10 protein-coding genes are annotated in these 14107 nt (G+C 67.4%); 9 read left to right on the top strand and 1 reads right to left on the bottom strand.

Annotated elements, in window-relative coordinates; translation table 11 throughout:
* Positions 1–3 precede the first annotated feature (3 nt).
* A complete protein-coding gene (locus L1F31_RS00490; protein WP_265418785.1) occupies positions 4–663 on the bottom strand; it encodes a GntR family transcriptional regulator in 660 nt (219 codons plus the stop codon).
* Between the two features lie 199 nt (positions 664–862).
* On the opposite strand from L1F31_RS00490, the gene L1F31_RS00495 reads away from it, so the two are divergent.
* From L1F31_RS00495 to L1F31_RS00535, 9 genes are all read left to right on the top strand, one after another.
* Positions 863–1879: a 1-aminocyclopropane-1-carboxylate deaminase gene (locus tag L1F31_RS00495; RefSeq protein ID WP_265418786.1), complete on the top strand. Its 1017-nt coding sequence runs from the start codon at positions 863–865 to the stop codon at positions 1877–1879.
* A gap of 2 nt (positions 1880–1881) precedes the next feature.
* Positions 1882–4320, top strand: a complete 2439-nt coding sequence (locus L1F31_RS00500) for a transketolase-like TK C-terminal-containing protein (protein ID WP_265418787.1) — start codon at positions 1882–1884, stop codon at positions 4318–4320.
* A 259-nt stretch (positions 4321–4579) separates the two neighbouring features.
* A complete protein-coding gene (locus tag L1F31_RS00505) occupies positions 4580–5974 on the top strand; it encodes an NAD-dependent succinate-semialdehyde dehydrogenase (protein WP_265418788.1) in 1395 nt (464 codons plus the stop codon).
* Between the two features lie 257 nt (positions 5975–6231).
* Entirely contained in the window at positions 6232–6945 is a 714-nt protein-coding gene (locus tag L1F31_RS00510; protein WP_265418789.1) for a FadR/GntR family transcriptional regulator, read from the top strand.
* Between the two features lie 81 nt (positions 6946–7026).
* A complete protein-coding gene (locus tag L1F31_RS00515; protein ID WP_265418790.1) occupies positions 7027–8037 on the top strand; it encodes an asparaginase in 1011 nt (336 codons plus the stop codon).
* Positions 8038–8105: 68 nt separating this feature from the next.
* Entirely contained in the window at positions 8106–9509 is a 1404-nt protein-coding gene (locus L1F31_RS00520; RefSeq protein ID WP_265418791.1) for an aspartate ammonia-lyase, read from the top strand.
* Positions 9510–9597: 88 nt separating this feature from the next.
* The gene (locus L1F31_RS00525) at positions 9598–11085 is read left to right on the top strand and encodes an amino acid permease (RefSeq protein ID WP_265418792.1); all 1488 of its coding nucleotides are present in this window, start codon (positions 9598–9600) and stop codon (positions 11083–11085) included.
* A gap of 81 nt (positions 11086–11166) precedes the next feature.
* Positions 11167–12741 (top strand): class I adenylate-forming enzyme family protein, encoded by a 1575-nt coding sequence (locus L1F31_RS00530; RefSeq protein ID WP_265418793.1) that lies wholly within the window; start codon positions 11167–11169, stop codon positions 12739–12741.
* Positions 12738–14072: a beta-ketoacyl-[acyl-carrier-protein] synthase family protein gene (locus L1F31_RS00535; protein ID WP_265418794.1), complete on the top strand. Its 1335-nt coding sequence runs from the start codon at positions 12738–12740 to the stop codon at positions 14070–14072. Before L1F31_RS00530 ends, L1F31_RS00535 begins: the two co-directional genes overlap by 4 nt.
* Positions 14073–14107 lie beyond the last annotated feature (35 nt).

Below are 14107 nucleotides of genomic sequence, written 5' to 3' on the forward strand. Positions count from 1 at the left end.
GAGTCAGTCGCAGATCGCGGCCTCGGTCGAGAGGGCCGACCAGTTCGCCCGTGTCAGCTCAACTGCACGATCGATGTCGGCGGTGCGGATCGCGGCGATGATCTCCGTGTGCTGCTCGGGAGAGGCCGAACCTTTCACCGACTCGAAGTGGAGGAACTCCGCGCGACGGAGTGTGGCGGTGACGACCTCGAGGTGGTCGGGGATGAGGGGATTGCCTGATCTGAGCAGGGCCACCTCGTGGAAATCATCATCGGCGGCAATGGCCGCCTCGGCATCGCCTGAGGTCAGAGCCTCACGCAGGCGCCCATTCGCCGCTTCCATGGTCTCGAGATCCTCGTCGGTGAGGGACTCGAAGGCCAAGGACACGGCCAGGGCGTGAAGCTCCGCGGCGATCTGCCGGGCGCTGCGGATGAGAGTCGGATCCTCGGGCGCGACCCGGGTCATCTTCCCCGGCTGGGCGACGACGAGACCAGCCTGAGCCAACCGCTGCAGGGCCTCGCGCACCGGCGTCCGCGAGACCTGCAGCCAGGCGCCGAGCTCCTGATCGCGCAGCTGTTCGCCCGGTGCCAGCTGGCCGCGGACGATGGCGTCGCGGATCGAGCGGTAGACATCATCGCGCAGCAGGGTGCGGTGCGGCACCGGGGCATCCATGGGGATCGGCACGCTCTGTCTCCTCGCCTGTTGTGATCGGGCTGTGTCTGTCGTCCCGAGTCGTGGGACGCGCTCATCGGTCTATTGTAGCCATCACCAGAATGCAATATATTGCATATCACAGGCGGTCCCAAGGGTGGGATCGCTGCGGTCAGTCCCTGGGGATCGTCAAGCTCCAGAGAACGTCAACCACGAGAGAACAGAGGACCTCATGGCCATCACCGATTTCGAGCGCTACCCACTGACCTTCGGACCGAGCCCGGTGCACGAACTCCCGCGACTGAGCGACCACCTCGGCGGCGCCCGGATCTGGGCGAAGCGCGAAGACGTGAACTCCGGACTCGCCTTCGGCGGCAACAAGACCCGCAAGCTCGAGTACATCGTCCCCGACATCCTGGCCTCCGGCGCGGACACGCTCGTCTCGATCGGCGGCTACCAATCCAACCACACCCGCCAGGTCGCCGCCGTCGCCGCTCACCTGGGGCTGAAGGCTCGACTCGTGCAGGAGCGCTGGGTCGATTGGGAGGACCCGGGCAACGACAGAGTCGGCAACATCGAACTCTCACGCATCATGGGCGCCGACGTCCGCCTCGACTCGGCCGGCTTCGACATCGGCATCCGCTCGAGCTGGGAGAACGCTCTGGCCGAGGTCGAAGAGTCCGGCGGCAAGCCCTACCCGATCCCCGCAGGCGCCTCCGAGCACAAGTTCGGCGGGCTCGGCTTCGCGAACTGGGCCTATGAGGTCGCCGAACAGGAGAAGGAACTCGGTGTCTTCTTCGACACCATCGTCGTCTGCACCGTGACCGGCTCGACGCATGCCGGAATGATCGCCGGCTTCGCAGCGCTCGAAGCCGCAGGCGGACCCAAGCGGCAGGTCATCGGCATCGATGCCTCCGCCACGATCGAGAAGACCCGCGACCAGGTGCGCCGCATCGCGAACAACACCGCCGAACTCATCGGCCTCGGCCGTGAGATCACCGCCGCCGACGTCGATATCCGCACCGGCTGGGAAGGTCCGGCCTACGGCATCCCCGACGAGACGACCGTCGGCGCGATCCGCACCACCGCCCAGCTCGAAGGCGTCATCCTCGACCCTGTCTACGAAGGCAAGTCGATGGCCGGACTCATCGACCTCGTCGGAGACGGCACCATCGGGGCGGACTCGAACGTCCTCTACGCCCACCTCGGCGGTCAGCTCGCACTCAACGCCTACTCCGCGATCTTCTGACGATGACGACCCCACAGGATTCGTCGGCGCAGGATTCAACCCCACAGGAATCCGAACTCCACCAGTTCGAGACGTCTCTGCAGGTCAGCCCTCCGGGAACGAATGACCGTCCGCTGCGCGCCTCGGCCTCGGGCGACGAGGAGACCCTCGACGAGATCGCCCAGCGGGTGCTGTGGCTGGCGACGTCGATCATCGACCGCGCCAACCGCGGGCGGACGAATCCCGACGGGGTCAAGGTCGGCGGGCACCAGTCCTCCTCGGCGTCGATGACCGGGATCATGACGGCGCTGTGGTTCACCCGGCTGCGCGCGATCGACCGGGTCTCGGTCAAGCCCCACGCCTCGCCGGTCCTCCACGCCATCAACTACCTGATCGGCGACCTCGGCGCAGAGCACCTCGATTCGCTGCGCAGCCGCGGGGGACTCCAGCCCTACCCTTCGCGGACGAAGGACCCGGACACCGTGGACTTCTCCACAGGTTCGGTGGGCATCGGCGCGACCGCCCCGATCTGGGCGGCACTGTCCCACCGCTACGTCTCCGACCGCTTCCCCGAGACCCCAGAGGCCGGCCGCTTCTACTCCCTGCTCGGCGACGCCGAAATGGACGAAGGTGCGGTGTGGGAGGCGATCATCGATCCGGAGGTGCGCAGCCTCGGCGAACTAGTGTGGATCGTCGACCTCAACCGCCAGTCCCTGGACCGGGTCATCCCCGACGTCCAGATCCGACGGCTGCAGGGCATGTTCGACGCCGCCGGCTGGCAGGTGCTCACCTGCCCGTGGGGACGCCGACTCGAAGCTGTGTTCGCCGCCCACGGCGGGCAGGCGCTCAAGGACCGTCTCGTGACGATGCCCAACCCCGAATACCAGCGGCTGCTGCGCGCCCACCCGTCCGAGATCCACGACCGCCTGATTTCGGGGCTGACCGACACCGAGGCGGCCGCCCTGTCCGCGGTCATCGACGAATTCGACGGGGACGGTCTCGCCTCCCTCATCCGTGACCTCGGCGGACATGACCTCGGTCAGCTCATCTCGACCTTCGACGCCATCGACGACGACCGTCCGACCGTCGTCTTCGCCTACACGATCAAGGGCAAGGGACTGGCCACGGAGGGCCACCCCGGCAACCACGCCGCCCAGCTGACCGAAGCGCAGATGCGCGACCTTGCGGCCGCCTCGGAGATGGATCTCGACGACCCGTGGGTCGCCTTCGCCCCGGATACACCTGCCGGTCGCCTCTGCACCGAAACCGCGCAGCGGCTGCGGCGGGAGCCGATCGACCACCACACCGTCGCCGAGGTGCCCGCCGAGTTGGGCTATACCCCGCGGCCGCTCATCTCCACCCAGGCGGCGCTGGGCCGATTCCTCTCCGACCTCAAGCACGTCGCCCCCGAGGTGGCGCAGCGCGTCGTCACCCTGTCCCCGGACGTCGCGACCTCGACGAACCTCGGCGGATGGATCAACAAGACCGGCATCTGGTCGCCGGCGGGCCGACACGACTGGTTCGCCGACGATCGGGAACGGGTGCTGCGCTGGCAGGAGGGGGCGGGCGGACAGCACATCGAACTCGGCATCGCCGAGGTCAACCTCGTCTCACTGGCGGGAGAGCTCGGGGCGACGGGAAGCCGCTGGGGACAGCCGCTGCTGCCGATCGCGACGATCTACGATCCCTTCATCAACCGGGCTCTGGAGCCGTGGACCTTCGGCCTCTACGCCGGTGGGCGCTCCATCATGGTCGGCACACCCTCGGGCGTCTCCCTCGCCCCGGAAGGTGGTGCGCACCAGTCGTTCAACACACCCTCGGTGACCCTGGAGATCCCGGGCCTGACCAGCTGGGAACCGGCCTTCGCCCAAGACCTCGAGTGGACTCTGCTCGAAGCGCTGCGCGAACTCGCCGATCCGGACGGGAACTCCGCCTACTTCCGCCTGTCGACGAAGCCTGTGAGCCAGGAGCTGGCGGCCGTGCCTGAGGATCCGCTGCTCAGGTCCCGCCGCCGGGACCAGGTCATCGCCGGTGGGTACCGGCTCTCTGCCCGACCGGCAGCAGACGACGAGGTCACGCTCGTCGGCGCCGGGGCCATGATGACCGAGGTGATTGCGGCCGCCCGACGCTTGGAAGGGCTCGGAGTCCGCGCCGGCATCGTCTGCCTGACCTCACCGTCGAAGGTGTTCCAATCGATGCAGGAGCGTTCGCGGGTGGTCGCCGGTGTGCGCTCGGCCATCGCCGAAGACCTGTTCCCGACCGCGCATCCAGCGCCTCTCGTCACGGTTCTCGACGGACACCCGCACACGCTGGCGTTCCTGGCCGGGATGCGCGGGGACCGCACGCGCAACCTCGGGGTCACCGAATTCGGTCAGGCCTCATCGGTGAGCGAAGCCTACGAGATCCACGGCATCGACGAAGCCTCGATCGCCGCGGCAGCGCTCGACCTCGTCGGCAGGTGAGCGCTCGTCCTCGTCGGTCGGTGCTCTCTCGCAAAGGAGATTCGGATTTCGTTGCGAATGATTCGGAATCCGCACCGCCTCGGCGAGGGGATCGCTGTTGATCCGGGACTGAGGATTCCCCCAGGGTCAGGCACTTGTTGCGCACGTCACGGATTGATAGCGTGTGAGACAGGCATACGCAATCCGTCGATTTCGACGGCGAAGAGGTATGCAATTGCTTAGTCGGCGCCAACAGGCGCCCAAGTCGAAGGAGTCTGGAATGAGCAATGTAGGAAGTGCAGCAGGCGGCTACCGCGTCGAGAACCCGGCCACCGGTGAAGTCGTCGAGAAATTCGACAACGCGACCGACGAAGAGATCCAGCAGGTCCTCGAATCCGCGCACAAGGGCTACCTCGACTGGCGCGAGAAGACGATCGAAGACCGCGCCGCCATCGTCAACAAGGTCGCGTCGATCTTCGGTGAGCGCAAGGCCGAACTCGCGAAGATCATCGCCGAGGAGATGGGCAAGCCCACCGCCGAAGGCGAGGAAGAGGCCGAGTTCTGCGAGGCGATCTTCAACTACTACGCCGACAACGGGCCGAAGTTCGCCGCCGACGAGCCGATCGAATCGTTCTCCGGCGGCAAGGCCTTCATCCAGCGTCGCCCCGTCGGTGCGCTGCTGGGCATCATGCCCTGGAACTTCCCCTACTACCAGGTCGCGCGCTTCGCGGCGCCCAACCTCGTGCTCGGCAATACGATCATCCTCAAGCATGCCGAGATCTGCCCGCGCTCCTCGGCGAAGATCGCTGAGATCATGAAGGAAGCCGGTGTGCCCGAGGGCGTGTACAACAACATCTACGCCACCCACGAGCAGATCGAGACGATCATCGCCGATGACCGCGTCGAGGGCGTGTCCCTGACCGGTTCCGAGCGTGCCGGATCGGCCGTGGCCGCCACGGCCGGCAAGCACCTGAAGAAGGCCGTGCTCGAACTCGGCGGCTCCGACCCGTACATCGTGCTCGACACCGAAGACATGAACGAGGCCGTCGACACCGCGTGGGGCACCCGCCTGTACAACACCGGCCAGGTCTGCAACGCGAACAAGCGCATGATCGTCATGGACGACATCTACGACGACTTCGTGGCCGGACTGACCGAACGCGCCCAGTCCTGGGAGAAGGGCACCCCCGCCGAGGCGGGCGACGGCAAGTACTCGCCCCTGTCCTCGCGCTCGGCCGCAGAGAACCTGCGCAAGCAGCTCGACCGTGCCGTCGAGCAGGGCGCGACCCTCGTCGGCGGCGAGCTCGCTTCCGACGGATCCGCGTACGTCTCGCCGGCCGTGCTCACCGGCATCACCTCGGACATGGACGCCTACCGCGAGGAGCTCTTCGGACCCGTTGCCACCGTCTACAAGGTGACCAGCGACGACGAAGCGCTCAAGCTGGCCAACGATTCGCGCTTCGGCCTCGGCGGCGCAGTGTTCTCCAAGGATGAGGAGCGTGCCGCGAAGCTCGCTCAGCGCCTCGACGTCGGCATGACGAACGTCAACACGCCGGGCGGCGAAGGTGCGGAGATTCCGTTCGGCGGCACCAAGCGCTCGGGCTTCGGTCGCGAGCTCGGCCCCTACGGCATGGACGAGTTCGTCAACAAGCGCATGTACTACGTCGCTGACTGACTGAGCGGGGTCTGACTCCCCGGTCCGTGTTGAGAAACGGGTTGGGTGTCGAGAAGCGTGTGAACGCACGCGTTTCTCGGCACTCAGCCCGTTTTTCGCTGTTCTGGGCCGTACATCTCAGGATCTGATACGTCTCCGGGAGGGGTTGACGCGTGGCGGGTGAGCAGGATTACACTCAAACCTGTCATACAGCTTGACAGGTTTGTCTCGTAGGTCGTGTGGCGGATCAATGATCGGATCGAACCGGAGGAGTGGTCATGGGGACGAACAGCCCGGCCGAACCCACCGCCAAGCGCACCGCCGTCGAAAGACTCTCTGCAGGCGAAGGCGTCGTGCGCAGCCTCCGCGCCGAGATCGCCGACGGCACCTTTCCCATCGGCAACCGTCTGCCCTCCGAGGCCAAGCTCGCCGACCGGTACGCCGTCAGCCGCCCCGTCATCCGCGAGGCCCTGCGCTCCCTGGCCACCCTCGGACTGACCGAGACGAAGACCGGCAGCGGCACCTTCGTCATCGCCGCCGCGCCGGAGACCGGCCTCCACCTCGGCGACTACTCCTCCCGGGACCTCCATGAGGCCCGGCCCCACATCGAAGTCCCCGCCGCCGAACTCGCCGCCACCCGCCGCACCGAGGACGACCTGATCCGCCTCCACGCGCTCTTGAAGTCGATGAGCGCCGAACCGAGTCCCCGCGGCTGGGTCGAACTCGACGGAGAGCTGCACATCGCCATCGCCCGCGCCAGCGGGAACCGCGTCTTCGAAAGCGTCATCGCCGAACTCCGCGGAGCCCTGACCGCCCAGTCCGAGCTGCTCAACCTCGCAGCCAGCCGCCAACCGGACTCCGATGTCGAACATGCGGAGATCGTGCGCGCGATCGAAGCCGGTGACAGCGCGCGGGCCCGCGACGCCATGGCCGACCACCTCGCGCAGGTTGCCGTCGCCGTCACCGACCTTGCTGCCCCGCCGTTCGACTGACTGAACCGTCCTTCGCCATCGCCGGCAGGCTCCCGCTTCGCCCCAGTCCGCACCCGCTCCCGCCCGAAACCCAGGAAGACGATGACTCACTCTGCCTCAGCCCTGGCCTCCGTGCCGCTCGTCGAGGTCACCCGCGGCGACCTCGTCGAAGGCGTGCACTTCGGTGCCTTCGCCGTCTGCGACACCGACGGCCGCCGCCTCGTCTCCGCCGGTGACGTCGAGGCGCCCTTCTACCCGCGTTCGACCCTCAAACCTCTCCAGCTGCTCGCGATGCTGCGTCTCGGCCTCGAACTGCCGGACGACCTCCTCGCCCTCGCCGCGGCCAGCCACTCGGGAGCGCTCGAACACATCGCCGGGGCCCGCCGCATCCTCTCCCTCTATGAACTCGACGAATCCGCCCTCGGCAATGCCGTCGACCTTCCCTACGGCACCGTCGAACGCGAAGCTCACCTCGCCGCGGGCGGCACGCGCAGCCGACTGGCACAGAACTGCTCGGGCAAGCACGCTGCCATGGTCGCCACCTGCCAGGTCAACGGCTGGGACCTCACGGACTACCTCGACCCGACCCACCCTCTGCAGCAGCACATCAGCGCCACCATCACCGAACTCACCGGGGACACACCCCAGACCACCTCGACCGACGGGTGCGGCACCCCGCTGCCGGCGATCTCATTGACCGGCATGGCCCGCGCCTTCGCCCGCCTGTCCGCAGCCCCGGCGGGCACGAGCGCGGCCCGGGTCGCCGCTGCCATGCGCGCTCACCCGGACATGGTCGCAGGCGAACACTGCGACGTCACCGCACTCATGCGCGCCGTGCCCGGGCTCATCGCCAAGGACGGCGCCGAGGCGGTCCAACTCCTCGGCGTCAGCGGACTGGGCATCGCCATCAAGATCGCCGACGGCTCCGACCGTGCCCGACTGCCGATCGCCACCCGGATCCTCGCATCCCTGCCCATCCCGACCGGGACGGCGGGCGACATCCTCAGCCCGCCGATCCTCGGCGGAGGGCGGGAGGTCGGCGGACTGCACGTGACCCGCGAGGTCGAGGACCGCCTCGGCGAGTGGGAACGTGCCCGGCCGGTCGCCTCCTGACCCTCCATCTCCACCCCGCACTGACCACGACTTCGCACCACTGAGCAGAACAGAGACGGAACCACACAATGAGCACGGATACACGCATCGAGCACGACCTCCTCGGCGATCGGGAGATCCCGGCGGATGCCTACTGGGGCATCCACACCCTGCGGGCGGTCGAGAACTTCCCGATCACCGCGCAGACGCTGCAATCCAATCCCGACCTCATCCGCGGTCTCGCGGCGGTCAAACTCGCCGCCGCCCGGGCGAACCACGACCTCGGGCTCCTCGACGAAGAACGGCGCGACGCGATAGTCGCCGCCTGTAAGGAGATCATCGACGGGGCGCTGCACGACCAGTTCCCCATCGACGTCATCCAAGGTGGGGCGGGCACCTCGTCGAATATGAACGCCAACGAGGTGATCGCGAACCGGGCGCTCGAGATCCTCGGTCACCCGCGCGGGACGTACTCCGTGATCAGTCCGAACGATCACGTCAACCTCAGCCAATCGACGAACGACGCGTATCCGACGGCGGTCAAGCTCGGCACGATCTTCGCGATCAAACGCCTGCTGATCGCACTCGGGGAACTCGAGGACGCGTTCGCCGCGAAGGCGGACGAATTCCACGACATCGTCACGATGGGACGCACGCAGCTCCAGGATGCCGTGCCGATGACGCTCGGGCAGGCCTTCGGCAGCTACGCCGTGACGATCGGGGAGGACCGCGAACGCCTCGGGGAGGCCGAATCGCTCGTGCATGAGATCAACCTCGGCGCCACCGCCATCGGCACCGGGCTCAACGCACCGGCCGGATACGCCGAGGCAGTCCGTGACCAGCTCGAACAGCTGACCGGGCTGCCCCTGGTCACCGCCCCCGACCTCGTGGAGGCGACCCAGGACGTCGGGTCCTTCGTCCACCTGTCCGGGGTGCTCAAGCGGATCGCGGTGAAGATCTCGAAGATCTGCAACGACCTGCGGCTGCTGTCCTCGGGACCGCGCGCCGGCTTCAATGAGATCAACCTGCCCGCCGTGCAGTCCGGATCGTCGATCATGCCCGGCAAGATCAACCCGGTCATCCCCGAGGTGGTCAATCAGGTCGCGTTCGAGGTCATCGGCAACGATGTCACGATCACCGCGGCCGCCGAATCCGGGCAGCTGCAGCTCAACGCCTTCGAGCCCGTCATCCTGCACAGCCTGCACAAGTCGATCTCGCACCTCGAATCGGCGGCCCGGACGCTGACGACCCGCTGCATCGGCGGCATCACTGCGAATCCCGAACTCACCCGGGCGGCCGTCGAACATTCCATCGGCCTCGTCACCGCGCTCAACCCGACGATCGGGTACCAGGCGGCGACGATGATCGCGCAGGAGGCGCTGAAGACCGGCCGCGGTGTGGCCGAACTCGTGCTCGAACACGGGCTGATGACCGCCTCCGAACTCGAACGCCTGCTCCGACCCGAACGGCTCGCGAACCTCACCACGGCCTGAGCCGCCCGGCTCGGATGCCACCCATCTGCACTCAACTCGACCATCTGTACTCACCACGACCACCTGTACTCAACGAACGAGGACACTCATGACTGACAATCTCGGCTCCGACCGCAGCGCCGCCGTCGTACCCGCAGAACCGACCCGGAGGGCGACGCGCTTGAACCTCACCGCAGAGGATTCCGGCTATCAGAAGAACCTGGCCCCGCGTCAGGTGCAGATGATCGCCATCGGCGGGGCCATCGGAACCGGCCTCTTCCTCGGTGCAGGCGGACGCCTCCACGAGGCGGGACCCTCGATCGTGCTGTCCTACGCGGTCTGCGGATTCTTCGCCTTCCTCATCCTCCGCGCACTCGGCGAACTCGTCCTGCATCGTCCGACGACCGGGTCGTTCGTCTCCTACGCCCGTGAGTTCTTCGGCGAGAAGGCCGCGTTCATCTCCGGCTGGTTCTACTGGCTGGTGTGGGCGACGACGGCGATCGTCGACATCACCGCGGCCGCACTCTATATGGGCTTCTTCGGCAAATACGTCGCCTGGATCGCAGCCGTGCCGCAGTGGATGTGGGCGCTCATCGCCCTCGTCCTCGTGCTCGGACTCAACGTCATCTCCGTCAAGGTCTTCGGTGAGCTCGAATTCTGGTTCGCGCTCATCAAGGTCGCGGCCCTCGTCGTCTTCCTCATCGTCGGCGTCGGATTCCTCATTTTCGGCACTCCCGTGGCCGGTCACGATCCGGGACTGTCGATGATCCTCGACAACGGCGGGCTCTTCCCCAATGGTGCGCTGCCGGCGATCATCCTCATGCAGGGCGTCGTCTTCGCCTACGCCTCGATCGAGTTCGTCGGCACCGCCGCCGGTGAGACGCAGAACCCGGAGAAGGTGATGCCCAAGGCCATCAACTCCGTCATCCTGCGCATCGCGGTCTTCTACGTCGGATCGCTCACCCTGCTCGCCCTCCTGCTTCCATTCACCGACTACGTCGACGGTGAGAGCCCCTTCGTCACCTTCTTCTCCTTCATCGGGATCAAGGGCGCGGACACCGTGATGAACCTCGTCGTGCTCACCGCGGCCCTGTCCTCCCTCAACGCCGGGCTCTATACGACCGGTCGCATTCTGCGCTCGATGTCGGTGGCGGGCTCCGCTCCCCAGTTCGCGCAGCGGATGAACCGCAACGGCGTGCCCTACGGCGGAATCGTCATCACGGCCGTGGTCGCCCTCCTCGGCGTGCCGCTGAACTACCTGCTGCCGACCGATGCGTTCGAGATCGTGCTCAGCGTCTCCTCGGTGGGCATCATCCTCACCTGGGGCATGATCGTGCTGTGCCAGATGCGGCTCAAACGCTGGGCCGACCGCGGTCTGCTCGCACGTCCCTCATTCCGGATGATCGGGGCACCGTATTCCGGGTATGCGACACTGCTCTTCCTCGCCGTCATCCTCGTCATGGTCTTCGCCGATTCCCCGGCGACCCTGGTCGTGACGATCATCGCCGCAGTGTGCATGGTCATCGGCTGGTTCGCCTGCCGGAAGCGGATCCGCACCCTCGCCGAGGCGGGGGAGAAGGTCGAGTTCGAGATGTGATCTCGGCGCCGATCCACCCGCAGGAGGCGCACGAGCGGCGATGTAGTGTGGACGAGAAGTCAGCGCGCAGGGAGGTCAGAATTGCCGATCACGTCGAGCATCCTCGAGGTCGCCGGCGCCCATCCCGATCGGCTCGCGATCGTCGGTGGGTCTGCTGACACCGGCCACTCCGCCGAAGCGAGCGCGCCCAGCCTCACCTATGCACAGCTCGTCCGTGATTCGGCCACGCTGTTCGCAGCCGTCTCCGCCCTCCACGCAGAGCAGACGACACCGCCGACACCGGCCCCGGAGACCCACGGGATCCCGATCACGGCGGTGAGCCTCACCTCGGCGTTCGAAACCTCCCGCATCATCGCAGGCCTCGCCGGCTTCCGTGCGGTCTCGGCGACGGTCGATCCCCGGTGGCCGATGGATCACCAGGTCGGAGTCATCACACGCACCGGCATCGGGCTCGTCATCAGCGACTCGACCGAACTCGCCGAGGCGCTCGCCGCCGCCGGCTGGACCGGAACCGTCATCACCGCCGCGGACTTCCGGGCCCGCGAGGCCGAGGTCGATCCCGCCGACACCACCCCGCCGAGCGTCCGTGAGGCATCCGAACCGTTCCTCATGCTCTTCTCCTCGGGCACGACGAGCAACCCGAAGGCCTTCATCAAGACCCGCCAGCAGTACCGGGACAATGTCGCCGTGTCCTCGGCCTACCTCGAACCCTTCCCCGGCGTGGCGACCCTGGCGCCCGGCCCTGTGTCCTACAGCCTCACCCTCTACGCCGTCGTCGAATGCCTCGCCACCGGCGGCAGCGTCCACGTCGCCGATGACTTCGACCCCTTCACCATGGGTGCGCGCATCGCGGACGAAGCCATCACCCGTGTCGTCGCCGTGCCTGCCGTGGTCAAGGCCCTCGCCGAGGCGGCCCGCCGATCACCGGCCCGTTTCCACGGTCTCGACCTCGTCGTCACCGGGGGAGCGAACCTGCCGGCATCCATTCGCTCAGCACTCGCCGAGGTTCTTGCCGACACCCGGCTGATCAGTTACTACGGTGCCGCAGAGATCGGTTTCATCGGCGACAGCCGCGACGGTGACGGCACCTGGATCACCGTCTACGACACGATCGGCGCCGAGGTCCGCGGTGACGACGGACAGCGCCTGCCCGACGGAGAGATCGGCACCCTGTGGATCAAGGCCGCCGCCTGCTCCGACGGCTACGTCACCGGCACCGCCGAGGTACGGCTGCAGGGCCCTGACGGGTGGGCGAGCGTCGGCGACCAGGGGCGGATCGAGAACGGACTGCTCCAACTCGCCGGCCGTGCCGGCGATATCGCGATCACGGGAGGACACAAGGTGTCTCTGCCCGAGGTGGAACGGGCCTTCGAGGGATTCGACGATGCGCCCGGACGGGAAGGGGCGGGCCGCCTCGGCGAGGTGTGTGCGATCGCGGTGCCCGATGACAGTCTCGGCAGCATCGTCGCCCTCGTCATCGAGGGACCAGGTGCGGACAAGTCAGCGCTGCTCGCTCATGCCCGTGCCCAGCTCGCACCGCAGTTCGTGCCGCGCCGCTTCTTCGCGCTCGATCGGCTGCCGCGGACTGTGGGCGGGAAGATTCGGCGGGCCGAAACCGTTGACCTGGTCATGAGCGGACAGGGACAGCGACTGTGACCACATCCAACGACACTCAGCGCTCCGCTGACAGGCAGCGCCACTCGGACGACCGGCGGGTCGTGATCACCGGGCTCGGCGCGATCACCCCCAGCGGGCAGGATCCCGAAGCTCTGTGGAATTCCGTGCGCACCGGAACCAGCGCCATCGACGTTCTCGCAGGTGAGCAGTTCGAGAACCTCGCCGTGCGCATCGGCGGGCAGATCCGGGACTTCGACGCCGAGGCGGTGCTGCGCCGAGCGTTCGCCCGCCGGCTCAGCCCCGTCCAACACTGGGCCATCGCCGCGGCCGAACAGGCTCTGCGCCAGGCCGGAATCCCGGCGCCCGCCGAGGATCTGCCCTGGGACCGCGACCGCACCGCCGTCATCGCCGCCACCGGATCAGGTCCCGTTGACGCCATGCAGGCAGCGACCCGTGCTCTCGACGCGGACGGTCCTCGTTCCGTGCCGCTGACGCTCGCCATCCATGGGGCACCCGATTCGGCGGCCGCGCTCATCAGTCAGCGCTTCGACCTGCGCGGTCCGGGGCAGGGCGTGTCGGCGACGTGCGCGTCCGGGGCGATCGGACTCGGCGAGGCGATGCGTCGCATCCGCCACGGTTATGCCGATGCCGTGCTCATCGTCGGCATGGAGGACTGCCTCGGTGCGGTCAACCTCGCCTCGAACGCGAACATGCGCGCACTCGCCGCCGGATATGAGGACGATCCGACCGCCGCCAGCCGCCCCTTCGACCGTGACCGCAACGGCTTCGTCATGAGTCAGGGGGCCGCCGCGATTCTCCTCGAATCCGCGGACTCCGCGGCCGCACGTGGGGCCGCGCCGTTGGCCGAGTTCGCCGGATTCGGCGCCGCCAGCGATGCCCACCACGCGACGAATCCGCATCCGGACGGGCGGGGAGCCGCCTCGGCGATGGTGCAGGCCTTGGCCGATGCCGGGCTGGAACCCGGCGATATCGACCACATCAATGCCCACGCCACGGGCACCCCGGCCGGGGATCGAGCCGAACTCGCCGCGTTCGACTCAGCGTTGGGGGAGACCGGACGAACGATCCCGATCTCGGCGACGAAATCATCGACTGGGCACCTGCTCGGCACCTCTGGGGTTGTCGAGGCGATCATCGCGATCATGGCGCTGCGGGATCAGGTGCTACCGCCGACGCTCAACCTGCAGGACAATGAGTTCCCTGACTGGGACATCGTCGCAGGTCACGCCCGTGATCTGAGTTCTGAACCGGCCGGCGCCGAGGCGGTCGTGGACACCGTGCTGTCGACGTCGTTCGGCTTCGGCGGGCACAACGGGGCGATCATCCTGCGCAGGCCGGGAACGACGTGAGAAGACCGATGAACTCGATGACGATGACCCCGAAG

The sequence above is a fragment of the Brevibacterium spongiae genome, from assembly GCF_026168515.1.
GTDB lineage: Bacteria > Actinomycetota > Actinomycetes > Actinomycetales > Brevibacteriaceae > Brevibacterium > Brevibacterium spongiae.